This is a genomic window from Facklamia sp. P12932 (genome assembly GCF_050409545.1).
In the GTDB taxonomy this organism is placed as follows: Bacteria; Bacillota; Bacilli; order Lactobacillales; family Aerococcaceae; genus Facklamia.
Map to the genome: position 1 here is coordinate 1 of NZ_JBNUPG010000019.1, position 25,567 is coordinate 25,567.

Here is a 25,567-nt window from a genome sequence, read left to right on the forward strand (position 1 = left end):
TGCAAGCGATTGATTTGAAGGCTGATAAAGGGTAGTCATAAACATAAGAGGGTCTTGAGTGATCGAGAGAGAAACGAAGGTCTTGGACCACACGATAGACGTCTTTAAGGACTTCTAAAACAAGCAATCTATTATAGAGAAAGGTTGAAAGTATTGAAGAATGAGCTGAAACGATTTAAGGATATATTGAATGTTACAAGCATTAAGAATTAAACTAAAATTAAACGGCTTGTCTCCTATCCGATACAGGTTACAAGCCGCTTAAAGATTATTTGATTAAAGTGACGTATTTATGGGTTCAGTACATTTTAAAAATAGAAGGGGGTTTTCTTTTTTTTTACTCTAAAATAAATAACTAAGACTATAAAAAACAATGAAAATTATACTTATAGCACCCTGATAATTCAGCTTGTTTTGAATACGGTGATGTTTCTTGACAGGGATTAAGCTTGGTAAGTAAATAGCAAGTGTAACTACAAAGAATAGAATTTGAACGAGGTAGAAAGACTGAGTGGGTAGTGAGGTGTAAACTCCTGTAATACTCGCTAGTACTAGCATTGAAAAGACTATGTATGTAATCTTTACGGGTATTTTTCTTTCAAGTATCTTAAAATTATATATTCCTTTAAGAAACTGCTGATTTATTTCTAAAGCTGTCATCAATATAATAAGGGGTATAAAAGATATCATTGCTTTATTGTTTAAAGTATTCGCCTGTGAATAGTAGGCGATAATATTTAGTAAAAAGCCAGTAAAATAACTATTTAATAGTATATGATAAATGGTCTTAACTAAAGGGACAAATTGGTACTGAACCACTATTATGATAATGTATATAATTAACAAAATATTTATAATGTAGTGCTGGTTTATCATAAAGAACAAAGCGGCTGTCAGCAAGCCTATTAATAAAAGATAGTATATAATAGGTGATTTAGCCTTGGGATCTTTTAAAATATGATGATAATAATTGTAATGGTTAGTCATATTGCTTAAGATAACAACTAGTGCTAAAAGCCCAAGATCTAACCAGTCGACTTGCTTCACTGAATAAATAGCGGTAGTTAGTCCAAAACCAATCCACGACAAAGGATAGCCTACTAACTGCATCAAAGGATGTTTAAGTATGTTATTAATTGTGTTCATTGAGTTTCCTTTCAAGAGGATTTTATAATTGAAATTGTTTCTATTAGTATTCTAAGGTATAATTTACAACGTTACAACCAAAAGTTCCCGATAGGGTTCACGATTCATCGATTGTGAATTTGCCTTGTAACCAATATAAAAAATGGGGGAAGATAAATGAAAGCTTTAGAGAAAAGATTATTTACATCAGAGTCAGTTACAGAGGGACATCCAGACAAGATTGCAGATCAAATTTCTGATTCAATTTTGGATGCCATCTTGAAACAGGATCCGATGGCCAGAGTAGCCTGTGAAACAGCTGTTAACACTGGCTTAGTTATGGTGTTAGGAGAAGTTACTACGAGTGCCTATGTGGATATTCAAAAAATTGTTAGACAGAAGGTTGATGAAATTGGTTATAATCGTGGCAAATTTGGTTTCGACGCCGAAAACTTAGCCATTATTGTTTCTTTAGATGAACAATCAGCTGATATAGCTATGGGGGTTGATTCAGCTATTGAAACAAGAGAAAACCAAGAAAATGTACAAGAAATAGGAGCGGGTGACCAGGGATTGATGTTTGGTTATGCTTGTGATGAGACGCCAGAATTGATGCCTTTACCGATTTCTTTGGCGCACAAATTAACACGTAGACTGACTGAAGTAAGAAAATCTGGACAGTTGGACTATTTAAGACCGGACGGTAAGGCTCAGGTAACTGTAGAATACGACGAACAAGATCAACCCGTTAGATTAGAGGCAATAGTCGTTTCAACTCAGCATAGCGAGGAAGTGTCATTAGAAGAGCTTAGAGGAGCTATTTTAGACCTTGTTATTAAACCAACTATTCCAAACGAATTATTGGATGAAGAAACTAAGATTTATATTAACCCCACAGGACGTTTCATTATAGGCGGTCCAAAAGGAGATGCAGGCCTCACCGGACGCAAAATTATAGTGGATACATATGGAGGGTATGCTCGTCATGGAGGAGGCGCATTTTCAGGAAAGGACGCAACCAAAGTGGACCGATCAGCCTCCTATGCTGCACGCTATATTGCTAAGAATATAGTGGCTGCAGGAATTGCAAAAAAAATAGAAATTCAAATTGCTTATGCGATTGGAGTGGCTCAACCAGTATCTGTTAGTGTGAATACCTTTGAAAGCTCCGATCATTCAGATGCTGAAATTGTTCGGGCCATTCGTCAGGTTTTTAAACTTACACCTAAGGGAATTATTGATATGTTGGATTTGAGGAAGCCAGTTTTCGCCAAAACAGCAGCCTATGGCCATTTTGGCAGAGAAGAAGTTGGATTCACTTGGGAACGTACAGATAAGGTTGAAGAACTAAAGTCTTTACTAATGTAAGCTATTAGGTTGTACTTATCTATTATTTTTAGTAATATATGCTTAGTTAGAATAATTATAAATAACAATTCGGAGGGATTAGAATGAAGTATGTTGTAGTTGGAACATCACACTTTGGTTATGAGTCGGTTCAGACTTTATTAAAGCGTGACCCAGACGCTGAAATTCATTTATTTGAGGCGGGAGAAGAGTCATCCTTTATGGGGTGAGGTTCTCAATCATACCTGGAAGGTATATCTAAAGAGTTGTCAGAGTTACATTTTGCCAATAACGCCTCCTATAGTGAACAAGGTATTATCATGCATCCTGCCAGCCAAGTAATAGGAGTCAACCCAGAAGAAAAAACAGTAACGGTTAAGACAGAAGAAGGAGAGCATCAAGAGTCTTATGATAAGTTACTATTGAGTCCAGGTGGGTTTGCACCACTTCCTCAGTTTGAAGGATATGATTTAGAAAATGTTCACACTTTTAGAGGACCAGAAGATACGCAAGTAGTATACGATCGTATGAAAGAAACTAACCACTTAGTAGTGATTGGTTCTGGTTATATCGGAGTGGAAGTGGCAACGGCATATGCAGAAGCGGGTATAGATGTTACAGTTATTGATATGGAAGATCGTATTTTGCCTGCTTATTTAGATGAGAACATTTCAAAATTACTAGAAGCGCACGGTGCTGATAAAGGCTTACACTTTAAGGGTGGAGAAGCTGTTAAAAAACTATTAGGAGAAGGCAATAAAGTCAAAGCTGTTGTGACCGATAAGGGTGAATATCCTGCTGATACAGTTGTAGTAGCTGTAGGTGTTAAGCCAGCAACTGACTGGTTGAAAGGCACTCTTGAAATGGATGATCATGGCTTTATTCAAACAAACGAATACCTAGAAACATCCGCAAAAGACGTATACGCTGGTGGAGATGCAACTTATATTCCTTTTGCACCAACGGCTGATAAGACAAATATTGGTCTTGCTACCTTAGCGAGAAGACAAGGAATCGTAGCCGCTCTTAACGCCTCAGGAACTCAATTCAAGATGCCTAGTGTATCTGGAACTTCTGCCTTGAGATATTTTGACTATACGATTGCTTCAACTGGCTTATCAATGGTCAATAAAGATTTATATGAAGGTAAAGTAGCTTGGAAATATGTAGAAGAAAAAGTTTATCCTGATTTCATGCGTAAACCAGGCACTGTTCATATGATGATTTTCTATGATGAAGATAGCCATATCATTTTAGGTGGACAGCTAGTTTCTAAATTTGATGTAGCCGATTCAATTAATGTGCTTTCAACAGTCATTAATGCCAAATATACGCTTGAGCAACTAGCGTTGTTAGACTTCTTCTTCCAACCTAACTATGACCGTCCATGGCATTATTTAAATGTCTTAGCGATTGAAGCCTTAGGTAATACTGTTGGGGGAGCAGATAAATTACTGTTCTAATAATCATTAAAAAAACTAGTCCATGCTAAAATGGGCTAGTTTTTATTTTAAATTAAATTTCTTTAATATTTCTCTTATAATTTAAGAAGCCGTTGAAGAAAGCGTTTAATTTGTGTAAGATAGGAGTACAGAGATTGAAATTTAGTATATCTAGGAGGCAATCATATGGCTTATGATTTTAAAACGTGTGTCGATCGCACACAGCAAGGTTCTAAAAAATGGTTATTAATGAGAGAGTCTAATAAGAATATTCCTGAGGGGATCGCTCCGCTTTCAGTAGCAGATTTAGACTTCCCAATGGCACCCGGTATCATTGAAGGCTTAAAAAAAGATTTGGACGAACTTGTCTTAGGCTACACCGTACCGAATCAAGCCTATTATGAAGCCGTTAAGAAATGGATGAAAGACCAGCACCAATGGGATGTTAAAGAAGAGTGGATGGTTACCGCACCTGGAGTTGTTCCAGCAATTAATGTTTTCGTTAATGCTTTTACACAAAAAGGCGATGGTATCATTATTTTAGAGCCTGTTTATGGACCTTTTACGGCAGCTATTGAAAATAATGAGCGTAAGAAGATTAATGTTGAGTTAATTAATAATGAAGGATACTATACCATAGATTTTGAAGCATTAGAAGCAGCAGCAAAAGAGGCTAAAGCAATGATTTTCTGTAGCCCTCACAATCCAGTCGGGCGTGTATGGAAGAAAGAAGAACTGGAAAAAGTTGCTAAAATTTGTAAGGAAAATGACCTATATCTATTTTCAGACGAAATTCATTTTGATCTAGCCCATAAAAATTTCAAACATAATGTCTTTGCTAATTTATCTGACGATATTGCACAGCGTGTAGTCGTGGCCACTGCGCCTTCTAAAACGTTTAACTTAGCGGGTTTACAGACATCAAATATCTTCATCGTGAATCCTGAATGGCGTCAACGATATATCGAAACAGCTGAAAAAATGAATTTGCTTTCTGTTCCAGTCTTAGGTCTTTATGCCTGTAAACATGCCTATAATGATTGTTTAGATTGGAAAGAAGCATTAGTAGAATTAATCGAAGAAAATTATCAAATGGCAAAAGCGATGATTGAAGATCAGCTGCCTGAAATTGTAGTAACACCAATGGAGGCTTCCTATTTATTATGGTTGGATTTAACTCCATTAAATATGGAATGTGAGGAAATTATTAAGCTGTTAGAAGCACATCATGTTTATATCAATAATGGTGTGATGTTTGGCTCTTGTGGTGAAGGTTTTATTCGTATTCATTTAGCCCTACCTAAGGAAATAGTCAAAGAGAGTATCGAACGGTTTATTGAAGCCATTAAGAGCAGATAGATTATAAGCTTAAATTGAAATTAAACTAATAAAGATAAAACAAAGAAGCAGTCATTCATGATTGCTTCTTTATTTCTTTTCGATAGTAATTAAAAGAGGAGGGTGATTCCTTTGATTTAAAAAATCAAGAATAGAGATTGTAAACTGATCTTGCGACCATAGCGTTAATTGTTTTATTAATTCTTCTTTTTCAATCGCTCCCTCTTTATGTCCTGAATAAACAACAATAAATATTTTCCCTTTTGAAACTAAGCGCTGAGCAATTTGATTGAGTGCTTGTAAGGTTGTGGAAGCTTTAGTAGTGATTTGATGGCTGGCTCCAGGTAAATAGCCTAAATTAAAAATAGCTCCATGAACTTTAGCTAAGGTTGAAAAACTGAGAACTTGATCAAAATGCTGGTGTCCATTGTTAAAAAGTTGGAAAGAATCGGATGAAAAGATTTTTAGCTTTTGTTGAGCTATTTCCAGTGCTTGAACTTGAATATCGAAAGCAAAAAGTTTTCCAGAAAAAGCCGGGTGGCTTAATATAAAAAAACTGTCATTTCCTTTTCCGAGAGTAGCGTCAATATAATTTCCAGCAGGGAATCTTTCAATTAATTTTCCTAAAGCATCATGACTAGACTGTAAGGCATTCTTCATTATTCCACTCTTTCTAATAAAAGTTGACTGCCATCTGAGGAAGTGAGTATGGTAGTCGTACCCTTAAACTTTATTTCATATTGCTTTGCTTGGTGCGCTGATTGAATAAGATTTAAATAGTTTCCTTCTAAATAATAACGCGCTGTAAAATTTAACTCCTCTTTTTTATCAATCAGCAAATCCCTTGTTTCTTGTAGAGATAAATCCAACTCTTGTTCGGCTTGTTCTAGGAAATTATCTTCATTCAGTTGAAAGTGAACAAGCTCATCTTGAAAATCTACTTGATAAATAAGTGAATCATTTAAAGTAACTTGCCAACAGTGATTTTCAAGTTTTTTTTCATTTAAGAAAGAACATCCTGACAGAAGAACAAATGAAAGGATGAGTATATGTTTTAAATAGGACTTCAAAAAAATCGCTCCTCTATATTGTGGCCATTTATTCATACTATACTCGCTAATGTATTCAATTAAAAGTAGTCAAACCAATATTGATATATTTCATTTATGTTACTTATGTTAAAAATCCAATAAAAGTAACGATAAAGGAACATTTTTTATTAGAGATGGCATATAATACAGTATGTATCCGTATGGAAATTTATTTAATTTGGAGGCTGAAGGATGATTCAACAGCGAAATCGGAGAATGCGTCAGCAAGAAAAAATCCAAAGACGCAAACTATTTAAGAAAATTTTCACCAATATTAATGTTGGTGTAATGTTACTGTCAACAAGTGTGTTAACACAAGTTCAATCTGAAAATGCCATTGTTCATGCTCAGAAATCTCAAAAGAAATTCTCTCCACAAGAATTTATCAATAGTATCGGGCAATCTGCGAAAGAAATTGCTGCTAAAAATGATTTATATGCTTCTGTTATGATAGCCCAAGCAGCGTTAGAGTCCGGCTGGGGAAGTTCAACACTTGCTCAAGCACCTAACTATAATCTGTTTGGAGTCAAGGCAGGAAAAAAGGATAAAAAAGTGGAAATGGATACTCTAGAAGATGATGGGACAGGATCTTATTATCAAATTAAAGATAACTTTAGAAAGTATGATTCTTATGCTGATTCATTATTGGATTATGCTAGAGTATTAACTGGTGAAGGATCTGCTTGGAGAAAAAGCTATTATCAAGGAGCTTTAAAATCCAATACAACTTCGTATCAAGAGGCAACAGAACATTTAACTGGACGTTATGCAACAGATACACGCTATGGCGGAAAATTAAACCAAATAATTAGCCAATATCAATTGGATCAATTTGATGGCCCCAATCAGTCCACTACAATTAAACCTACTACATCACCAGAAACAAGCATTGTAGACGAAACTGTTTCAAGTGAAATCGTTTCAACCAATGGAAGCTATAAAGTCCAGCCGGGTGACGGATTTTATAAAATAGCCAAGAAATTAGGCGTAAATGTTGATGACTTAATAAAAGTTAATGGAATGACGATTCAATCAGTTATCCATCCCAATCAAGTTTTAAGGATACCTGGTCAAACTCAAGTTACTAGTCAAGTAAATAAATTATCTATCAGCAAGCCTTCTGCAAGCAAGCCGGTTGAAAATACGAATGAACCTGTTGATAAGAACACTGTAAGCTCAACAACTAAAGGGCTTTACACTATTAAAGCGGGCGATTCTTTATATGCTATTGCGAAAAAGCATGGTGTGCGTATTAACGACTTATTATTAGCTAACGGCATTCACTTAAATACTGTTATCCATCCCAATCAAAAATTGATAATTCCTGGAAGCAATATGGGTGAAGCGTCTTCTCATCTTGTTAATAAAAAGCCAGTATCTACGCCAAAAGAAAATCTAGTAGTTACAGATAAAACTCAAGAAATTAAACAAAATACAAGTGGGGATTATATAGTAAAAGCAGGTGACTCTTTATGGGCCATTGCAAATCGCCATGGAATAACATTAGCTAACTTATTAGAAGCAAATAATCTACAAGTTAACAGTCTAATTATTCCAGGCCAAAAATTAAATATTTCCACTAAAACTTCATCAAGTCAAGCCCTAGCTCGTCAAGCAACGAAGTTAGAAACTAAAGTAGAAGTTATTAAGCAAGATGACGTTTCAATCGAATCTTCAGTAACTGTTTCTACTCCATTAAAGTCTGAAACGGTTAACTTAAGTCAAACAATTAATGAAGAATCAAATGAAAGCACTAATGAAGTAGTTTCAACGGGTTCTTATGTTGTAAAGGCTAATGATACTTTATATGCGATTGCACGTCGTAATGGCTTAGATGTTAATGATCTGATTGAAAAAAATGGTGGAACAACCATTTATATCGGACAAATTATTAATTTTTAAAAATTTAAAAATGTAGGACCTAGTAAATTGTGGATCATCTAAAGAGAACTTACATTTGGTGAAAGTAAGTGTTGAAAAGCTTTTGAACTCTTCCTTTTAATGCTCGAGCTAAGCGTAAAGTGTTAACTTGAGACGTTTGCTGCGTTAAAGCATAGAGCATTAGCTCTCAGCTAATGAAATAATAGGTGGTACCGCGCGATTGCGCCCTATGAAGTTGTCTTTGAGATGATTTCATAGGGCTTTTTTGTATAAAAGATTAGATAATTGGAGGAAAAGAATATGACATATCAGCATCGAGTAATTGAGAAAAAGTGGCAAGATTATTGGGATAAAAATGAAACTTTTAAAACTAAGGATAGAGCAGACCGAGAAAAATATTATGTATTAGACATGTTTCCATACCCTTCAGGTCAAGGACTACACGTAGGTCATCCAGAAGGTTACACTGCTACTGATATTATGGCCAGAATGAAAAGAGCACAAGGTTATGATGTTCTTCATCCAATGGGGTGGGATGCTTTTGGTTTACCAGCTGAACAATATGCCTTAGATACTGGTAACGATCCAGCAGATTTTACAGCAAAAAACATCGCCAACTTTAAACGTCAAATCAAATCTCTAGGCTTCTCTTATGACTGGGAGCGAGAATTTGCTACTACCGATCCATCCTATTACAAATGGACTCAATGGATTTTTACCAAACTTTATGAAAAAGGATTGGCTTATCAAGCGGATGTTACCGTTAATTGGTGTGAAGCTTTAGGAACAGTATTAGCTAACGAAGAAATTGTAGATGGTGTGTCAGAACGTGGCGGTTACCCTGTAGTCCGTCGTCCAATGAAGCAATGGGTATTAAAAATTACAGCCTATGCCCAGCGTTTACTTGATGATTTAGAAGATTTGGATTGGCCGGATTCAGTTAAAGAGATGCAACGCAATTGGATAGGCCGCTCTGAGGGAGCTTTAATTGATTTTGAAGTAAAAGATAGTCCTTCAATCATTACAACTTATACTACCCGTCCAGACACTTTGTTTGGTTTGTCTTATATCGTTTTAGCACCAGAGCACGAGCTCGTTAAAGACTTAACGAGTCCAGAACAAAAGACAGAAATAGAAAGCTATATTGCTGCTGCTTCGATTAAAACGGATTTAGACCGTACTGAACTTGCTAAAGATAAAACGGGTGTATTCACTGGCTCATACGCCATCCATCCTGTAACAGCTAAAGAGATACCTATTTGGATTGCAGACTATGTATTGGCTTCTTATGGAACAGGTGCGGTCATGGCGGTCCCAGCTCATGATCAAAGAGACTATGAGTTCTCACAAAAATATGATTTACCAAGATATGAAGTGATTAAATCCGAAGAAGGAATTCAAAATGAGGCATATGTAGAAGATGGAATGCATATTAATTCTGAATTTTTAGATGGTTTGAACATAGAAGCAGCCAATCAAAAAATGATTGAGTGGTTAGAAGCTAATGCTAAAGGACAAAGAAAAGTTAACTTCCGCTTAAGAGACTGGGTCTTCTCTAGACAAAGATATTGGGGAGAGCCTATTCCAGTTATACATTGGGAAGATGGTACAAGCACAGCGATTGCTGAAGAAGAACTACCTTTACTTTTACCTAAGACAGACCGCATTAAACCTTCTGGAACAGGCGAATCTCCATTAGCCAATGTTAAAGATTGGCTGGAAGTTGAAGATCCCAAAACAGGCATGAAGGGCCGAAGAGAAACAAATACTATGCCACAATGGGCAGGTTCTTCCTGGTATTTTTTACGTTACATGGATCCAAATAATACTGAAGCGATTGCTTCTGAAAAGGCATTAAACAAATGGCAAAATGTCGATCTCTATATAGGTGGAGCGGAACATGCTGTTTTACATCTTCTTTATGCCCGTTTTTGGCATAAGTTTCTTTATGATTTGGGGGTCGTTCCTACTAAAGAACCTTTCCAAAAACTCTACAATCAAGGAATGATTTTGGGTGAAAACAATGAAAAAATGTCTAAATCGAAGGGAAATGTGGTTAATCCAGACGATGTAGTTAATGAATATGGCGCAGATACATTGAGAGTATATGAAATGTTCATGGGCCCCTTAGACGCATCGATCGCTTGGTCAGAAAATGGCTTGGAAGGTTCAAGACGTTTCTTGGATCGCGTATGGCGTTTATTTATTGAGGAAACGACGGGTCAAATAAGTTCAGCTATTCAAGAGTCTGAAGATGATCAATTGACTAAGATTTACCATCAAACAGTCAAAAAAGTGACAGAAGATTTTGAGCAGTTACATTTTAATACAGCTATTTCTCAACTAATGATTTTCTTAAATGAAGCTAGAAGCGTCGATGTATTGCCTAAGAAATATGCCAAAGGCTTTGTTCAGTTGTTAGCTCCAATTGCACCGCACTTAATGGAAGAGTTGTGGCAAAAATTAGGGCACTCTGAATCATTATCAGAAGCAAGCTGGCCAGAATATGATGAGTCACTCATTAAAGATGAAGTTGTTGAAATTGTCATCCAAATTAACGGTAAAGTTAAAGCAAAACTCGATATAGCTTTGGATTTAGAAAAAGAGGCTATGGAAGAGTTAGCTCTTGCAGAAGCAAGCATAAAAAAAGAGTTGGATGGTAAAACAGTTCGTAAAATCATTGCTATTCCTAACCGTTTGGTTAACATAGTGGCTAACTAGTTAAAGTGCTAAGAAATCGTTCTTGATATAGATACATGTTATATTAGAGACGAAATATCAATAAAAGGGGTGTAGTAAGTGTCTGATAATCAATTTGATGATAAAAATCAGGGATTTAAAAATGATTACGACCGTTTTGATACACTAGAATTTACAGAAGAAGATCTCGAAAAACTGAGACATCCTAATCCTCGGCCAATGGATTCAGATTATTTTGACCGAGAGATAAAAGCTGATCCTAATACAAATCAACCGATCGAAAATTTAGTAGATCATCAATTGACAGAAAATGAAAAAGAGTCAGCCATTAACAATCAAACTACTGAAGAACAAGCAGGAGAATTACTTGAGCAATTTGAAGATAACTCAGAGGAAGTAATTGAAGCCGAGGAAGAAATCGCAGACAATCAAATTGAAGTTAGTTCTCTAAGTTCAATTGAGGATACTGATAAAGAAAGGGAATTCTCACAGTTAACTCAAAAAGTTGAAATTATGAAAGATCCAGCTAATCATCTTAAGGAAACACTGGAATTAGAAATAGAACCAGATCTTTTTACTCGTCATGATTTTGAAAAACAAGATGGTCATGGAAATGAAAATGAGAACCCCTTCCAGTATCGATCGATTGAGGAAAGCCTAAGAAAAGAGCATCGAAATAAGCGGGCTGCTAATGTTAGACCTGGATTCTTTCAAAGAGTTTTCCAGATAGTTTTTTCAACGCGTGATGAATTTGAACCCCTTACTTCTGAAGAACGAGAAGATGAAGAAGTTGTGCATGAGTCTCTCAACACCAATACTTTTGAAGTTGAATCCTATGATTCAGACGAAGCATTGATTGATAATTCTTTAGCGAGTGAGGAAGCAGTTAGTCTAGAACAAGAGTCTCTTAACGAATTGGACGTAATTAATAATAGCCATCCAGCTGAAGATATTGAGGATAATAGTCAAGCTGAAACTGAAAGTCTCTCTCAAACTCCTAATTCAAGTTTAAAGAGTAGTTCAAATTCTCTTGAGGAAGCATTGACTGATGGGGAATCGGCAGAAAGTTCACCAGCTGAAAATATAGACGAAGGGAGGGAAGATAAGGAGTTTGAGTCACAATCTTTATCGCAAGAAAAGACTCAAGATAGTAACAATCGTCAATCTCAAGAAGAGCAGAATTCTTCCTCTGTCGAACCTGCTTTTTCTAAAGTCAATTTCAATTCCAAGACCAATGAAAGTTCTTCTGATGAAAAAGATTTAGAATCGCAAAAGTCATCGCAAACTCAAATGTATAATGATGAAGAAATAGAAGCTTTAGCATGGGACATCTTGCCTGAAGATCATTATAAACAAGAGCAAATAACTCCTAAAAAAGGATCTAATTTATTAGATAAGGTTAAAGTCAATTCACGCAATGCCTGGGCTAAAATTGCAGCTAATTCTACAAAGCTGTTAGAGAAAACCAAGCAGTCAACCAGTCAAATGCTACAAACGGTTCAAAATCATGATGATAAAGACAGTGAAGTTGAAGGAGAAAAAGAGACACCAACTGAAAAACAAGCGCCTTTAGATGCGATTCTTGAACAGGAATCGTCTGATGAAAATGAACAAGCTGCAATCATTAATAATGATGACCAAGAGTCAATAAATGAAGAAGAAAAACCCAAGGATAGGGATAATTTATCTGAAGAAGAGTCCATTGCAGAAGAAATTTCGCAAAAAACTTCTTATTACGAAGCGCCAATTTTAACGGATGTCCTTCTTGAAGACACCTTAGATGCTAATCTTTTTGAAGCAGAAAAAGCTCAGCAAGAACTGAGTGAACAAGGCCATTCTGAAGATAAATCTAAATTTGTTGCTGGTGCTGCTTGGTTGTCAATGGGACAAATACTATCCCGAATTATTGGGGCTTTATATATTATTCCATGGGCAGCTTGGCTAGGGGCAGAATATTCTCAAGCAAACTCTCTTTATGCTGTTGGATATAATCCATACGTATTTTTCTTATCAATTGCAGTAGCTGGTTTTCCTGCGGCGGTTGCTAAGCAGATAGCCTTTTACAGCACTAAGAAAGAATTTAAAGTGGTCGACAAGCTCTTTAAATATTCACTGGGAATTATGGCCTTCTCAGGTATCTTAATTGCTGCAATCTTTTATTTAATCGCACCTGTATTAGTAGCTAATTCACCAACAGATAACCAAGAAGCGGCAATCATTGTCGTTCGTTCATTAGCACCGGCTCTCTTGATTTTACCTACTTTAAGCCTATTTAAAGGATATTTCCAAGGTTATAGTCAAATGATACCGCTAGCCCTTTCTGAGGTTCTGGAACAAATTATGCGAGTTCTTTATATCTTAGGTGCTACTTACCTGATTATGATGGTTTACGAGGGATCGATTACAGACGCGGTTGCTCATTCAACTTTTGCAGCCTTTGTTGGAGCCTTCATTGCCTTGCTCTTCTTGGTTGGTGCTTATATTATTCATAATCGAAAAATGAAAAGTATTAAAGAGACATCCTTAAATAAGATGGATATCGATTTCATGGATAGCCTAAAAATTATGCTACGTGATTCGATTCCTTTCATCTTGCTTGGCTCAGGTATAATTTTTGCACAAAATATTGATACCTATACCTTTAAACAAATCCTTGTTCGTACCAGTGTGTTATTAAATTCAGAAATTGCTGAATTATTTGGAGCGATGAGCTTAGATGTTAATAAATTAGTGATGATTATTGTATCATTTGCTGTAGCTATTGCGGCTTCATCAATCCCAGCTGTTTCAAGTAAGTACGCTGAAGGAAATATTAATAAAACCAGTGAATTAATCAAAAATATTGTTCTTTTATTCACCTTTATCATGCTGCCAGCCTCAATCGGAATGGCGATTATAGCTGACAATGTCTATCCTTTCTTCTATCCAGCAGGTATTTCTGCAGGACCGGGTTTATTAACGACAGGATCATTTACAGCTATTGTATTAGGAGCATATACTGTTTTTGCAACCATTCTTCAATCAATGGATTATCGTCGGTTTGCAATCACTTATTTACTGGTAGGTTTAGCAATTAAGCTTGTTCTACAATTTCCAATGGTAGCGTTATTCCAAGCTCACGGTGCTTTACTGGCGACCTTCTTTGGCTTTGCTGTGGCTGCTGTTTTAATGTGGATGAAGATTTGGCGTGTAATCAAAATTCGTGATCGTTATTTTGTAGGTGATATTGTGCGCATTGTGATTGCGACAACCATTATGGCAATTGGTACTTACGGTTGGAATCGTTTAATCAATCTGATGATGGATCCAGTAGGACGAGGCTTAACTTTAGTTCAAATCATTATAGTCGTTTTGATTGCCATTCTTATCTATAGTGGCACTATGGCCCTATTCGGTATGTTGCCGATTATTATCGGTGATTACCGTGCGGATTTACAAAAGAAATTGAGTATCCACCGATGAGATTAGATAAATTATTAAGTCATATGAATTTCGGCTCTAGAAAAGAAGTCAAGTCTTTAATTTCAACAGGAAGTGTTCGAGTCAATGGTGAACAAATTATAAAAGCAAACTTTCAAGTAGACGAAAACAAGGACTTGATAGAAGTAGATGGACAACAAATTATTTACCACAAGTTCATCTATTGGCTCTTGAATAAACCGCAAGGCGTTATCTCTGCCACTGAAGACGGACACCATGATACGGTTATCGATTGTCTACATCCGGATGATTATCGTTTTGATCTCTTTCCGGTAGGGAGACTAGATATTGACACCACTGGTCTCTTATTAATTACCAATAATGGTCAAATGGCTCATCAGTTAACTTCTCCAAAAAAACAAGTTTATAAAACCTATCAAGCTTTAATTGAAGGAAATGTTACGAAAGAAACGGTAGCAGCGTTTAAAGCAGGCTTGGATTTAGGAGAATTTATAAGTAAACCCGCTCAATTATGGATTGATGAAGTAGATTTTGAAAAGAGTCTATCTAAAATTCGCGTTTCCATTAGTGAGGGTAAATTTCACCAAGTAAAAAGAATGTTTCAAGCTTGTCAGATGGAAGTTCTTCAACTTCACCGTTTATCAATGGGACCTCTCCAGCTTGAAGATGACTTAGCTCTTGGAGATTATCGTCAATTAACTCAAGCTGAAATAGAAGCTCTAAAGCCATTGGGTTATGAATAGTAAAAATGCTATTCTCAGAGAAGAAGTCTTATTAAAAAAAAGACTTAAATTTAAAGTAGAGATATAGGGTTGGATAAATTTATATGATATAATGGGAACGGATTCATTTGATGGCAATAGTTTATTAAAGTCAGAATGATTTTGAAATTCTATATTTTATGGAGGTAGAAAGATGGAAAATTTAGACAATATTAATTGGTTAGATGAAGTCACTAAACGTCAAGAAGACTTATTAGAAGATCTTTTTCGGATGATTCGCATTCGTTCAGTTCGTGAAGATGATTTAGCAACAGCAGAGGCTCCTGTTGGACCTGGACCTAAAAAAGCTTTAGAAGAATTCTTAAAAATGGCCCAAGAAGATGGTTTTGAAACGAAGCAATTTGGGCCTTTGGTGGGCCGTGTTGAAATTGGAGAAGGCGATCAAACCTTAGGTATTTTAGGTCACCTGGATGTTGTTCCTGAAGGAACTGGTTGGGACACTGACCCTTATGAGCCAGTAATCAAAGATGGACGCATTTATGCGCGTGGTTCTTCTGATGATAAAGGACCAACAATTGGTGCTTACTTTGCCATTAAATTATTACGTGAATTAGGCGCAGAGTTTAATCAAAAGATTCATCTGATTGTTGGAACAGATGAAGAATCTGGCTGGATGTGTATGGATCATTATGCTAAAGTTGAAAAAATGCCAGACTATGGTTTTTCACCAGATGCGCAATTCCCGATTATCAACGGTGAAAAAGGAAATGTTTCTGCTCAATTTAAATTTGATGCTAAGCAAACAGTGGAAGCTAATCATAAATTGCTTGATTTCCATGCAGGTCTTCGTGCAAATATGGTTCCTCAAGAAGCTTATGCGAGTGTAAAAACTGATCAAGCAGACCAAATAAAAGCTGATTTCCAAGCCTTTTTAGAAGATCAACCTGTATCAGGTAAAGTTTCCCAAGCGTCTGGTCAATTACGTTTTGAACTAACAGGTAAGGCGGCTCACGGATCTACTCCAGAAAAAGGCCATAATGCGGGAACTTACTTAGCTGCTTTCTTAAGTAAGTATACATTTGATAAAAAAGAAGCCAATGACTTCTTAACTCTAGTAGGCGATAAGTTACACCTTGATTTTGAAGGTGAAAAAATCGGTGTCGCTATAGTCGATGATATTATGGGAGCCTTGTCTATGAATATTGGTATTATCAATTTTGATGATGCTGAAGGTGGATTAGTAGATGCTAACTTTAGATACCCTAAAGGAACCGACAAAGATCAAATTCAATCAGCTATTATCAAAAATGTTGCTAACTTAGCAGTGAAAGTGGAAATGAATGGTAATAAAGACCCTCATTATCTTTCACCAGAAGATCCAATGGTTAAAACTTTACTGGATGTATATGCTAAACAAACTGGCAATGAAGTTTATGAAAAAACAATTGGTGGAGGAACTTATGGCCGCTTAATGGAGCGTGGAGTTTCATTTGGTGTCTTATTCCCAGATTCAATTGATACTATGCATCAAGCCAATGAGTTCCTTGCGATGGATGACTTATTAAGAGCTACTGCTATTTATGCAGAATCTATCTATCGCTTAACACGCTAATTGACCATTTAAGCAAACTTTCTAGCCAATTTGCTAGAAAGTTTGCTTTTTTTTATATATTCAAGTAACCTTCAATTCATGAAGAAAAAAGGTGAAATATTATGGAAATTATTCAATCAAAGCAAAATCAAAGAATAAAAGACTACCGCAAATTGCATTTAGCTAAGAATCGCAAAAAGACAGAAACTTATTTAATCGAGGGTGAACATCTTATTGAAGAAGCCATCACTTATCAAGCAGCCATTGAAGTAGTTTTAATGACGCCAAGTTATCATGAAAATCATATACAGACTATTGAACAAATCAAACAAGCTCAAATCGAAGTGTTGATTTTAAGTGAAGAAGTGATGAAGACAGTCGCACTCACTCAACATACCCAAGGAGTGATGGCTGTCATTAAGAAAAAAGAAAGTAATTTAGCTAAAAAAAATATAAATGGTAGCCACTATCTTTTATGTGACGGGGTACAAGACCCGGGCAATTTAGGAACCATGATTCGAACCGCTGATGCAGCAGGTTTTGATGGTGTATTCTTAGCTGAAGGTTGTGTAGACCTCTACAATGATAAAGTCATAAGAGCGAGTCAAGGATCTTTATGGCACTTGCCTATCTATGAAGCTTCAAACGCTCAAATATTTAAAGCCATTCAAGCGAGTGAACTTCCTCTTTATTGTACAGCCGTCAATCAAGAAGCTGAAGATTATCGTAAATTAATCGCTAACCACTGTGTCTTGGTTTTGGGCAATGAAGGGCAAGGTGTTGGGCCTTTTTGGATGGAAAAAGCAGATAAATCAGTCTTTATACCTATGCCAGGAAAAGCAGAATCCCTTAATGTATCTATAGCAGCAGGTATTTTAATGTTTGCCTGGAAACAATGGTCGAATTAGTTAATAAATATTAGCTTTATTAAACTTTTACATAGAATTTACATAAATTTCATATTTGAGGAGTATACTAGAGTTAGATTAAAGAAGGGACGTGGATAAATGGCAATAGCTTGGCAAGATAACCAAGAATATGTGGCAATTGTTAAAGATTTGATGGAGAATGAAAAAGTTCAATCTCTAGAAAAATTTGTCCATCATAAATATACCAATCGTTTAGCACATTCTATTTCAGTGTCTTATCGTTCATACCTTTGGGCTAAACGTTTTAAGCTCGATGCGATCGCTACAGCCAGAGCAGCCCTTCTGCACGATTTGTTTTTCTACGATTCTTGCTCAAAGGATTGCGTAGGCGGAAAAGGCCATAATTATGAGCATCCACGTATCGCTTTAAAGAATGCATTAGAAATCACTGATTTATCAGACAAAGAAAAAGATATAATTTTAAAACATATGTGTGGCGCTACTTTAGATATCCCACGCTATGGCGAGTCATTAATTGTGACTTTAATGGATAAGCAATCAGCTGTATGCGAATTAGTAGAAGGTTTAAAAAGGTGGCTAAAAGCCTCTCTATATAAGAAAGAGCAGACCATTGGATTTAGCGAATAGTGAGGGTGAAATGACTTTTCACTAAAGAGCAAGATTGACGAAAAACCATTTACAGGCTATACTTGATAAAGATAACTAAAGACTATGATTAGGACCTAATTGAAAGGTACATAAACAGGGAAATTTGTCACCGACTGAGAGCAGATGATGTCACTTTTCAATTATTTTCATCCTAGGAGTCGATCCTTAAATAGTTTGAAACTAGAAAAAGATACCTTCATTGGGGTTAACAATGATTTGAGTGCTTGAAATTTTTCAAGAATAAGGGTGGTACCACGGTAGCGCGTCCCTTTTAGGGACGGGCTATTTTTGTTGGATGGAATATTAAAGTGCTAATTGCTAGGAGGATTATGATGAATGATAAATTACAAGTCATTAAAGAACAAGTCGATGGTTTAGTTGCAAAGGCAATTGAAGAAATCAAGCAAGCGGAATCAAGTAAAATGATTCAGGATATTCGCGTGAAATATACCGGTAAAAAAGGTGAATTGACGCAAATTTCAAAACAAATGAAAGATTTAGAAAAAGATGAAAAGCCGATTTTAGGTCAGCTAATTAATCAATTCCATCAATCGTTTAATGACCATATTGAGAAAAAACAAGAGCTAGTAAAGCAGAAAGAATTAGCTGCTCAACTGGCTAGTGAAACAATCGATATTAGCTTGCCTGGAAGACGGCAGAACTTTGGTAGTCGCCACTTATTAACTCAAACGCGTGAAGAATTAGAAGATCTTTTCTTAGGGATGGGTTATCAAATTATTGAAGGACCAGAAGTAGAGTTAGACTCTTATAACTTTGAAAAAATGAATTTGCCTAAAAATCATCCTGCTCGGGATATGCAAGATACCTTTTATATCTCTGAAGAAGTTTTATTAAGAACACACACTTCGCCTGTGCAAGCTCGGACAATGGAAAAGCATGACTTTGAAAAAGATGGCCCTTTAAAGATGGTTTCACCCGGGAAGGTTTTTAGAAGAGATAATGATGATGCGACTCATTCTCATCAGTTTCATCAAATGGAAGGCTTAGTAGTTGCTGAAAAGATTACTATGGCAGATCTTAAAGGAACGCTCTTACAATTTGCTAAAGCCTTCTTTGGCGAAGAACGTGAGATTCGATTAAGACCTTCCTTCTTCTCATTCACAGAGCCTTCTGTTGAAGTGGATGTGTCCTGTTTCAAATGTGGAGGGCAAGGTTGTGGTATTTGTAAAGGTACCGGATGGATTGAAGTCTTAGGAGCAGGACTCGTTCATCCAAATGTACTAGAAATGTCAGGCATTGATTCAAATAAATATAGCGGCTTTGCATTTGGTGTGGGAATTGACCGTGTAGCCATGTTAAAGCATAACGTTGATGACATCCGTCATTTTTACCAAAATGATTTACGCTTCTTGACACAATTCAAAGGAGGTCAAAACTAATGTATGTTTCATATAATTGGTTAAATGAATTATTAGATTTAAATAAAATGCCTGCCGAGGAATTAGCAGAGAAAATGTCTCGAACGGGTATTGAAATTGAAGGAGTCGAAAATCTGGCCGATTCTATTCAAGGTCCTCTAGTAGTTGGATTAGTTGAAGAATTAGAGGACCATCCTGATTCCGATCATTTAAAAATTGCTCAAGTCAATGTAGCAGATTACGGCAAAAAGCAAATCGTATGTGGTGCATCTAATGTTAAGCAAGGTGCTAAAGTAATCACTGCTTTAGAAGGCTGTATTTTACCTGGAGATTTAAGAATCAAAGAGTCAAAACTTAGAGGTCAAGTTTCTCAAGGAATGCTATGTTCATTACAAGAGTTGGGATTTGCTGATAAGGTGGTACCGAAGGAATTTGTGGATGGCATATATCTTTTAGCAGAGGATGCTCCAATCGGTCAAAATATCGTTGAATACATGGAGCTTGATGATCCGATTTTAGAATTATCCATTACACCTAATCGTGCAGATGCTTTATCGATGCGTGGAGTAGCTCACGAGGTGGGAGCGATTGTTTCTCAGACTCCACATTTTGAAGCTTTAAAAATCAGTGAAAGTCAATTAGTTTCAATTGATGAATTACAAAATTTAGAATTGGATATGACAGAACATGATTTAAGTAGTCACTATCAGTTAAGAGTGTTGAAAAGCATTCAAGTAAAGCCAAGCCCGATTCAAATGCAAAGCCGTTTGATGAAAGCTAATATTCGTCCTATTAATAACCTAGTGGATGTGACCAATTACTATTTGATGCTATATGGTCAACCTATGCATGCTTTTGATTTGGATCAATTACCAGGCAAAAAGATTGGTGTGCGCTATGCCAAAGAAAATGAAAAGCTTACGACTTTAGACGAAATCGAAAGAAATCTAACAGAAAAAGATATAGTGATTACTTCTGACGATCAACCAATTGCTCTAGCAGGTGTCATGGGTGGGCTAGATAGCCATGTAACCGAAAAGACGCAAAATGTCTTATTAGAAACAGCTGTTTTTAACCCTCAGGCCATTCGTTCAACTTCTCGACGTCTTGGCTTAAGATCAGAATCATCTGCCCGCTTTGAAAAAGGAATTAATCCAGCAACTCTTTCAGAAGCAGGGGACCAAGCTGCTATTTTGATGGCGCAATTAACACAGGGTAAAATCGAAAAGGGAGTCTTAGAAGTAAAAGCCGATGATGTGCATGATCAAGTGGTAGAACTGCCTATGCAAATGATTGAAGAAAAATTAGGCATTCAAGTGAATCAATCGCAGCTTCAAGCCATTTTTGACCGCTTAGGTTTTGAAGTCGCTTTTGAAAATGACCAGATGAGAGTATCGATTCCCCCACGTCGTTGGGATATTACTATTCCAGCTGATATTTTAGAAGAAGTGGCTCGTATTTATGGCTATGATCAAATTCCTGTTACTCTACCTGCGGTTCCTAATCGTCCCGCCCAATTAGATAGCCGACAAAAATTAAAAAGAGCAACACGCTCTTTAGCTGAAGGGTTAGGCTTAAATGAAACAGTGTCTTATGTTCTAATCTCACCTGAGTTTGCAAAATTAAATGCAAATAAAGATCGCTATGTTTCATTACTTTTACCAATGTCTGAGGAAAGATCACTCTTAAGACAATCAATGTTACCGTCTTTCTTGGAGATTGCTCGTTACAATAAAGCCCGTCACAATAAGACCATAGCTTTCTATGAAATGGGCAAAGTTTTCTTAGCGACTGAAAGGAACCGTCAACCTGAAGAAAAAGAAATGCTTAGCTTCTTTGTTTCTGGTGAAAAGAGTCCATCCAATTGGGAAAGTGCAAGTCAAAATTATGATTTTTACGATCTCAAAGGTATCGTTGAACAAATTATGGACCAATTACGTTTAGGAAATCATTTATCATTTGAACGTATGGAAAATTTAGACTTTATGCATCCAGGACAAACAGCCAATATCTTATTAGACGGTCAAAAAATTGGTTTTATTGGGCAATTGCATCCCCAATTATCGCAAGAGTTTGACTTAGATAAGGAGACTTTCTTTGCGGAGTTAGATTTTGAGGCTTTAGTGGGATTTAACAGAGACTTATTGCTACAGACCCCTTTAGCAAAATATCCATCAACTTCTCGTGATATCGCTCTTTTAGTAGATCGATCAACCAGTCACCAAAGCTTGGTAGATTTAATCTATGAAAATGCTGGAGATAATTTGAAAAATGTCGAATTATTCGACCGATATACTGGCGAGAATATAGCAGCAGATAAACAATCTTTAGCTTATCACTTAACTTTCCAAAATCCAGATAAAACTTTAAAAGATGAAGAAGTTACAAAGGCAATGGATCAAGTGATTAAAGCTTTAGAAAAGGCAGAGAATGTAGAAATTCGTTAACATAAAAAATCACTACGCTAAAGATAGCGTAGTGATTTTTATTTGTTTTAAACGAGTTTCCACTTAGCAAAGGCAGTTAGATAACGTTCATTAATCACTGTCGTATCAGTCAGCATATCTAAAGGATGCTGATGTTTGCTTGTGAAGATAAGGATGACGGCAATAAATGGTACATAGTAGAAAATAACACGACCAAAAAATTCACGCATTAATAAAGTGGATATATTTAATTTATTCGATTGGGTATTAATCGGCACAACTCTTAAATTAAATAAAATTTTTCCGGGTGTTTGGCCATTCAGACCGAAAGTCATTAGGAAAAAGTAAAGGCAAAATACAGCTAAGTTAAAGAACATAGGTAAAACACCCCACAATAAGTCTTTATTCATTTCTCCTACAATGTTCGTTATAAGGTTAGTCAGGAGAAGAATGAATAGGTAATCTACCATATAAGCTGCTAAACGAAGCCAGAACCCAGCATAAACCTCCTTAGGAAGATAGTCGTAGCCATTTTCTCTCAGTTGTTGGTCAGCAATTTTCATTTGAATAGGATCAATGTCAGACTGCTTAGTCTCTTTGAAAGCTTCCTCTCTTGCTGCATGATTGCTGAATGGATTGAGTCCGGAATGATTTGCTTGACTAGAATTTAAAGAAGACGAGTTATTTTTTGTTATATTGTTGTCCTTAGAGTGGTCCGTTTGCTCTTCAATAATGACTGTACTATCTTGGGGAACTTCTTCAATAACTTTAGTTGAATCTTTTTTTTCTTCTTTTGAATGATTTAAAAGCGTCTTAAGTTCTTCTTTATCTAATTTAACAGATGTCATATTACTTACCACCTTCCCAGCGGTACTCAATCTGAGGAAGAACTTCTTCTTTTACACGGTTAAGAACTTGATCAAATTGTTTTGCATAATTATCTTCTGATTTCATAAATGTAGGGAAGAATGAGGCAAATTGGTCTTGAGGGGCTGCTTTTTCAAAAACTTGAGCATTTGCTAAGTCATTTTCTTCGCGAATAAGATCGATTACTTGACGATAGTATAGAATATCATCAACCAAGCCGTTTTCTTTAGCTTGCTTGGCGGTATAAATACGACCATCTGCTAGCTCACGCACCCGTTCTTCTGACATATCACGACCATCGACAACCACTTGAACGAAACGATCAAAGGCTTCATCAATATATTCTTGGAATACTTCCTCTTCTTCCTTAGTCATTTTACGTGCACTCGAGCCTAAATCCTTCATTTTTCCAGATTTAAAAACATAGGGTTCAACACCTATTTTGTCATAAAGCTCTCTCATATTGTAACCAGACATAATTACTCCAATTGAGCCAGTGATTGTTTCAGGAGTAGCATAAACTTTATCGGCTAACATGGCATAATAGAAGCCACCTGATGCGGCTACTTGCCCCATAGAAGCATAAACAGGAATCTTTCTTTCGGCAATCACTTCCTTAAATAAGTCATAAGCTTCACGGGTTTCGTATACTCCTCCACCTGGAGTATTTAATTCGAATAAAACAGCCTTAATAGATTCATCCGTTCGAATCTGTTCGATGGTATCCATAATAAGTTGCTGATCATAAGTAGGAGACGCTATTCCAATCACTCCTTCAATTGGGATAACTAGAATACGTTGATCTACAGAGCCATCTTCTCGAATTTCTTCTATATAATCTTGTCCAATGCCTAGCAAGGAGTTTAGTCTTTCATTCGCCCATTTTTCACTGTAGGTAATATCAGCGGGTTCATTATAAACTTTCGATAAGCTAGAAGCGACAATTAAAACAAGTGCAAAAGCGATTACTATCCATTTTTTTTTTGACATATAAGCCACCTTCCTTTGAGTTTAGTTTAACATTTTTAATGTCGGTTTGGAATGATAAGCTGTTTATAACTATAAAAAGCTGTTAGTTAGGTGTTTTCTATAATAAGTGTTGTTTTTCAAAAGCAATGAGTATTTCACGCGCTTGGATGGAATCCTCTGCTTCCATTAGTTGGACTCTTAATTCGTGTGCTCCTTTGAATTCTCTTAAATAGATTTTAAAAGACCTTCTTAAAGCAGGGAAAGGGTGGAGATCGTAATAATCAAAGAGATCCAAATGATAGCGAAAAAGATCAATCAATTCTTTAGCAGAATGATGACGAGGTTCTTTTTCAAAAGCAAATGGATTTTGAAAAACACCGCGGCCAATCATAATACCGTCCATCTCATAAGTATTGTATAACTCCATTCCTTGTTGCCGATCAGCAATATCTCCATTTACAGTTAAGAGGGTATGTGGGGCGTATTGGTCACGCAAATTTTTAATCTCCCCAATTAGTTCCCAATGAGCGGGCACTTTAGACATTTCTGTTTTTGTTCTTAAGTGTATGGAGAGGTTGGCAATACCTTGTTCAAATAAATGCTTCAGCCATTCTTTATATTCTTCCACTTGATGATGGCCTAAACGCGTTTTGACTGAAATAGGAAGGTTTGCTTTTTTACTGGCTTGGATTAATTGAGCAGCTAGTTGTGGTCTTAAAATTAAACCAGACCCACGACCATGTTTAAAGACGTTAGGTGCTGGACAGCCCATATTAATATCGACACCTGCGAAGCTTTCTTCTTCCATTCCATGCGCCATTTGTTCAAAGAATTCAGGCCGGTCACCCCATATATGGGCTACTATGGGTTGTTCATCTTCAGTTTTGATTAAACGACCTCGTACGGATTCTTTGCCTAGAGGATGGCAGTAGGATTCAGAATTAGTAAATTCAGTGAAGAAAACATCAGGTCTTCCAGCTTTAGCAATAACATGTCGGAAAGCAACATCGGTTACATCTTCCATAGGGGCTAAAACAAAAAAGGGTTTGGGTAAGTTTTGCCAGAAGTTTTGTGGCATAGTTTAGGACTCCTTTCGCTTATTTTTGTAAAAATAGAATCTTTAAAAGATTACCATAAATGAGGCTGGATGCAAATATAATACAGGAATCCTCTATTAATTCTTTAGGAAAAACAACTAGCCCTATCTGTATGCTATAATTTTACTGAAAATAATTTAGGAGGATAAAAATGAAAGCAAAATTTTCCAAAAAAATTCTGTAAAGAATGAACATTCAGCTGCTAAAATTGGATCAGGTGCTTTAGAAGTCTTATCGACACCTTCGATGATTGCTTATATGGAAAATGCAGCTTATGAGCTTTGTCAGAAAAATATTGAAGATACAACTTTAGAAACCACAGTAGGTATCTTTCTTGAAGTCAAACATTTAAAAGCGAGTTCGACTATGAGCGAAATTGAGATTATTATTACAAAATGTAACAGAGAAGGAAGAGTATTCACTTTAGATATGGAAGCTTATGATAAAGAACAATTAATTGGTCAAGCAACTCATCAAAGAATTGTTGTGAATATCGAGCGTTTTATGGCAAAGCTTAAGAAATAATATTTTCATTGATCGATGCCTTGAAAGTGTTTGAAATGTTAGACGATAATACATATGTGACATAAAACAAATAAAAATAGGGAGCTTC

At 36.2% G+C, this 25,567-nt stretch carries 20 protein-coding genes, 1 pseudogene, 1 riboswitch and 1 other annotated feature; of the genes and pseudogenes, 15 read left to right on the top strand and 6 right to left on the bottom strand.

Going from position 1 to position 25,567, the window contains the following annotated elements; genetic code table 11:
• Window positions 1–182: 182 nt before the first annotated feature.
• Window positions 183–265 (top strand): annotated as a pseudogene (locus ACQV2P_RS07220) (IS3 family transposase); the annotation flags it as partial.
• Window positions 266–342: 77 nt separating this feature from the next.
• Here the strand turns inward: ACQV2P_RS07220 and ACQV2P_RS07225 are convergent.
• Complete coding sequence (locus ACQV2P_RS07225) at window positions 343–1,146, bottom strand: hypothetical protein (protein ID WP_428874328.1); 804 nt, start codon at window positions 1,144–1,146, stop codon at window positions 343–345.
• 66 nt (window positions 1,147–1,212) lie between these two features.
• Window positions 1,213–1,305: riboswitch (SMK box riboswitch) on the top strand.
• On the opposite strand from ACQV2P_RS07225, the gene metK reads away from it, so the two are divergent.
• The 4 genes from metK to ACQV2P_RS07245 all read left to right on the top strand — a co-directional run bounded on the left by metK (window position 1,303) and on the right by ACQV2P_RS07245 (window position 5,273).
• On the top strand, window positions 1,303–2,493 hold the full coding sequence (gene metK / locus ACQV2P_RS07230; RefSeq protein ID WP_428874329.1) for a methionine adenosyltransferase: 1,191 nt from the start codon (window positions 1,303–1,305) through the stop codon (window positions 2,491–2,493). Its footprint overlaps the riboswitch before it by 3 nt.
• 83 nt (window positions 2,494–2,576) lie before the next feature.
• Window positions 2,577–2,702 carry an NADH peroxidase gene (locus ACQV2P_RS07235; RefSeq protein ID WP_428874331.1) on the top strand — a complete coding sequence of 42 codons (126 nt, stop codon included), beginning with the start codon at window positions 2,577–2,579 and terminating at the stop codon, window positions 2,700–2,702.
• A 36-nt stretch (window positions 2,703–2,738) separates the two neighbouring features.
• Entirely contained in the window at window positions 2,739–3,935 is a 1,197-nt protein-coding gene (locus ACQV2P_RS07240) for an FAD-dependent oxidoreductase (RefSeq protein WP_428874333.1), read from the top strand.
• Window positions 3,936–4,100: 165 nt separating this feature from the next.
• Complete coding sequence (locus tag ACQV2P_RS07245; RefSeq protein WP_428875401.1) at window positions 4,101–5,273, top strand: MalY/PatB family protein; 1,173 nt, start codon at window positions 4,101–4,103, stop codon at window positions 5,271–5,273.
• 69 nt (window positions 5,274–5,342) lie between these two features.
• Here ACQV2P_RS07245 and ACQV2P_RS07250 read toward each other — a convergent pair whose 3' ends face one another.
• Together ACQV2P_RS07250 and ACQV2P_RS07255 are read right to left on the bottom strand one after the other, a co-directional pair.
• Window positions 5,343–5,912 (bottom strand): tRNA (mnm(5)s(2)U34)-methyltransferase, encoded by a 570-nt coding sequence (locus ACQV2P_RS07250; RefSeq protein WP_428885326.1) that lies wholly within the window; start codon window positions 5,910–5,912, stop codon window positions 5,343–5,345.
• On the bottom strand, window positions 5,912–6,322 hold the full coding sequence (locus ACQV2P_RS07255; RefSeq protein ID WP_428874336.1) for a hypothetical protein: 411 nt from the start codon (window positions 6,320–6,322) through the stop codon (window positions 5,912–5,914). The genes ACQV2P_RS07250 and ACQV2P_RS07255 overlap by 1 nt, the downstream gene beginning before the upstream one ends.
• A gap of 213 nt (window positions 6,323–6,535) precedes the next feature.
• Between ACQV2P_RS07255 and ACQV2P_RS07260 the strand changes: the two genes are divergently transcribed.
• The 9 genes from ACQV2P_RS07260 (at window position 6,536) to pheT (ending at window position 22,042) form a co-directional block, all read left to right on the top strand.
• The gene (locus ACQV2P_RS07260; RefSeq protein ID WP_428885328.1) at window positions 6,536–8,245 is read left to right on the top strand and encodes a LysM peptidoglycan-binding domain-containing protein; all 1,710 of its coding nucleotides are present in this window, start codon (window positions 6,536–6,538) and stop codon (window positions 8,243–8,245) included.
• Window positions 8,244–8,457 (top strand) — a binding site (T-box leader). It overlaps the preceding gene by 2 nt.
• A gap of 67 nt (window positions 8,458–8,524) precedes the next feature.
• On the top strand, window positions 8,525–10,945 hold the full coding sequence (gene leuS, locus ACQV2P_RS07265) for a leucine--tRNA ligase (protein WP_428874339.1): 2,421 nt from the start codon (window positions 8,525–8,527) through the stop codon (window positions 10,943–10,945).
• A 78-nt stretch (window positions 10,946–11,023) separates the two neighbouring features.
• Entirely contained in the window at window positions 11,024–14,386 is a 3,363-nt protein-coding gene (locus ACQV2P_RS07270) for a polysaccharide biosynthesis C-terminal domain-containing protein (RefSeq protein WP_428885329.1), read from the top strand.
• The gene (locus ACQV2P_RS07275; protein WP_428874341.1) at window positions 14,383–15,108 is read left to right on the top strand and encodes a pseudouridine synthase; all 726 of its coding nucleotides are present in this window, start codon (window positions 14,383–14,385) and stop codon (window positions 15,106–15,108) included. The genes ACQV2P_RS07270 and ACQV2P_RS07275 overlap by 4 nt, the downstream gene beginning before the upstream one ends.
• A gap of 172 nt (window positions 15,109–15,280) precedes the next feature.
• Window positions 15,281–16,699 (top strand): dipeptidase PepV, encoded by a 1,419-nt coding sequence (gene pepV / locus ACQV2P_RS07280; protein ID WP_428875413.1) that lies wholly within the window; start codon window positions 15,281–15,283, stop codon window positions 16,697–16,699.
• Between the two features lie 101 nt (window positions 16,700–16,800).
• The gene (locus ACQV2P_RS07285) at window positions 16,801–17,586 is read left to right on the top strand and encodes a TrmH family RNA methyltransferase (RefSeq protein ID WP_428885330.1); all 786 of its coding nucleotides are present in this window, start codon (window positions 16,801–16,803) and stop codon (window positions 17,584–17,586) included.
• Between the two features lie 99 nt (window positions 17,587–17,685).
• Window positions 17,686–18,195 (top strand): phosphohydrolase, encoded by a 510-nt coding sequence (locus tag ACQV2P_RS07290; protein WP_428874344.1) that lies wholly within the window; start codon window positions 17,686–17,688, stop codon window positions 18,193–18,195.
• 353 nt (window positions 18,196–18,548) lie between these two features.
• A complete protein-coding gene (gene pheS, locus ACQV2P_RS07295; protein WP_428874345.1) occupies window positions 18,549–19,616 on the top strand; it encodes a phenylalanine--tRNA ligase subunit alpha in 1,068 nt (355 codons plus the stop codon).
• Window positions 19,616–22,042, top strand: a complete 2,427-nt coding sequence (gene pheT / locus ACQV2P_RS07300; RefSeq protein ID WP_428874346.1) for a phenylalanine--tRNA ligase subunit beta — start codon at window positions 19,616–19,618, stop codon at window positions 22,040–22,042. Before pheS ends, pheT begins: the two co-directional genes overlap by 1 nt.
• Window positions 22,043–22,089: 47 nt before the next feature.
• On the opposite strand, the gene ACQV2P_RS07305 is transcribed toward pheT, so the two are convergent.
• The 3 genes from ACQV2P_RS07305 to ACQV2P_RS07315 all read right to left on the bottom strand — a co-directional run bounded on the left by ACQV2P_RS07305 (window position 22,090) and on the right by ACQV2P_RS07315 (window position 24,935).
• Window positions 22,090–22,869 carry an RDD family protein gene (locus tag ACQV2P_RS07305; protein ID WP_428874523.1) on the bottom strand — a complete coding sequence of 260 codons (780 nt, stop codon included), beginning with the start codon at window positions 22,867–22,869 and terminating at the stop codon, window positions 22,090–22,092.
• A gap of 1 nt (window position 22,870) precedes the next feature.
• On the bottom strand, window positions 22,871–23,878 hold the full coding sequence (gene sppA / locus ACQV2P_RS07310) for a signal peptide peptidase SppA (protein ID WP_428874524.1): 1,008 nt from the start codon (window positions 23,876–23,878) through the stop codon (window positions 22,871–22,873).
• A 97-nt stretch (window positions 23,879–23,975) separates the two neighbouring features.
• Window positions 23,976–24,935: a tRNA dihydrouridine synthase gene (locus ACQV2P_RS07315; protein ID WP_428894813.1), complete on the bottom strand. Its 960-nt coding sequence runs from the start codon at window positions 24,933–24,935 to the stop codon at window positions 23,976–23,978.
• A gap of 181 nt (window positions 24,936–25,116) precedes the next feature.
• On the opposite strand from ACQV2P_RS07315, the gene ACQV2P_RS07320 reads away from it, so the two are divergent.
• Window positions 25,117–25,479, top strand: a complete 363-nt coding sequence (locus ACQV2P_RS07320; protein ID WP_428894814.1) for a thioesterase family protein — start codon at window positions 25,117–25,119, stop codon at window positions 25,477–25,479.
• Window positions 25,480–25,567 lie beyond the last annotated feature (88 nt).

Excerpts from the sequence above, each read along its gene's own strand:
- ACQV2P_RS07225 (WP_428874328.1), bottom strand. The coding sequence starts at position 1,146 with ATGAACACAATTAATAACATACTTAAACATCCTTTGATGCAGTTAGTA.
- metK (WP_428874329.1), top strand. The coding sequence starts at position 1,303 with ATGAAAGCTTTAGAGAAAAGATTATTTACATCAGAGTCAGTTACAGAG.
- ACQV2P_RS07235 (WP_428874331.1), top strand. The coding sequence starts at position 2,577 with ATGAAGTATGTTGTAGTTGGAACATCACACTTTGGTTATGAGTCGGTT.
- ACQV2P_RS07245 (WP_428875401.1), top strand. The coding sequence starts at position 4,101 with ATGGCTTATGATTTTAAAACGTGTGTCGATCGCACACAGCAAGGTTCT.
- ACQV2P_RS07250 (WP_428885326.1), bottom strand. The coding sequence starts at position 5,912 with ATGAAGAATGCCTTACAGTCTAGTCATGATGCTTTAGGAAAATTAATT.
- ACQV2P_RS07260 (WP_428885328.1), top strand. The coding sequence starts at position 6,536 with ATGATTCAACAGCGAAATCGGAGAATGCGTCAGCAAGAAAAAATCCAA.
- leuS (WP_428874339.1), top strand. The coding sequence starts at position 8,525 with ATGACATATCAGCATCGAGTAATTGAGAAAAAGTGGCAAGATTATTGG.
- ACQV2P_RS07275 (WP_428874341.1), top strand. The coding sequence starts at position 14,383 with ATGAGATTAGATAAATTATTAAGTCATATGAATTTCGGCTCTAGAAAA.
- pepV (WP_428875413.1), top strand. The coding sequence starts at position 15,281 with ATGGAAAATTTAGACAATATTAATTGGTTAGATGAAGTCACTAAACGT.
- ACQV2P_RS07285 (WP_428885330.1), top strand. The coding sequence starts at position 16,801 with ATGGAAATTATTCAATCAAAGCAAAATCAAAGAATAAAAGACTACCGC.
- ACQV2P_RS07290 (WP_428874344.1), top strand. The coding sequence starts at position 17,686 with ATGGCAATAGCTTGGCAAGATAACCAAGAATATGTGGCAATTGTTAAA.
- pheS (WP_428874345.1), top strand. The coding sequence starts at position 18,549 with ATGAATGATAAATTACAAGTCATTAAAGAACAAGTCGATGGTTTAGTT.
- pheT (WP_428874346.1), top strand. The coding sequence starts at position 19,616 with ATGTATGTTTCATATAATTGGTTAAATGAATTATTAGATTTAAATAAA.
- ACQV2P_RS07305 (WP_428874523.1), bottom strand. The coding sequence starts at position 22,869 with ATGACATCTGTTAAATTAGATAAAGAAGAACTTAAGACGCTTTTAAAT.
- sppA (WP_428874524.1), bottom strand. The coding sequence starts at position 23,878 with ATGTCAAAAAAAAAATGGATAGTAATCGCTTTTGCACTTGTTTTAATT.
- ACQV2P_RS07315 (WP_428894813.1), bottom strand. The coding sequence starts at position 24,935 with ATGCCACAAAACTTCTGGCAAAACTTACCCAAACCCTTTTTTGTTTTA.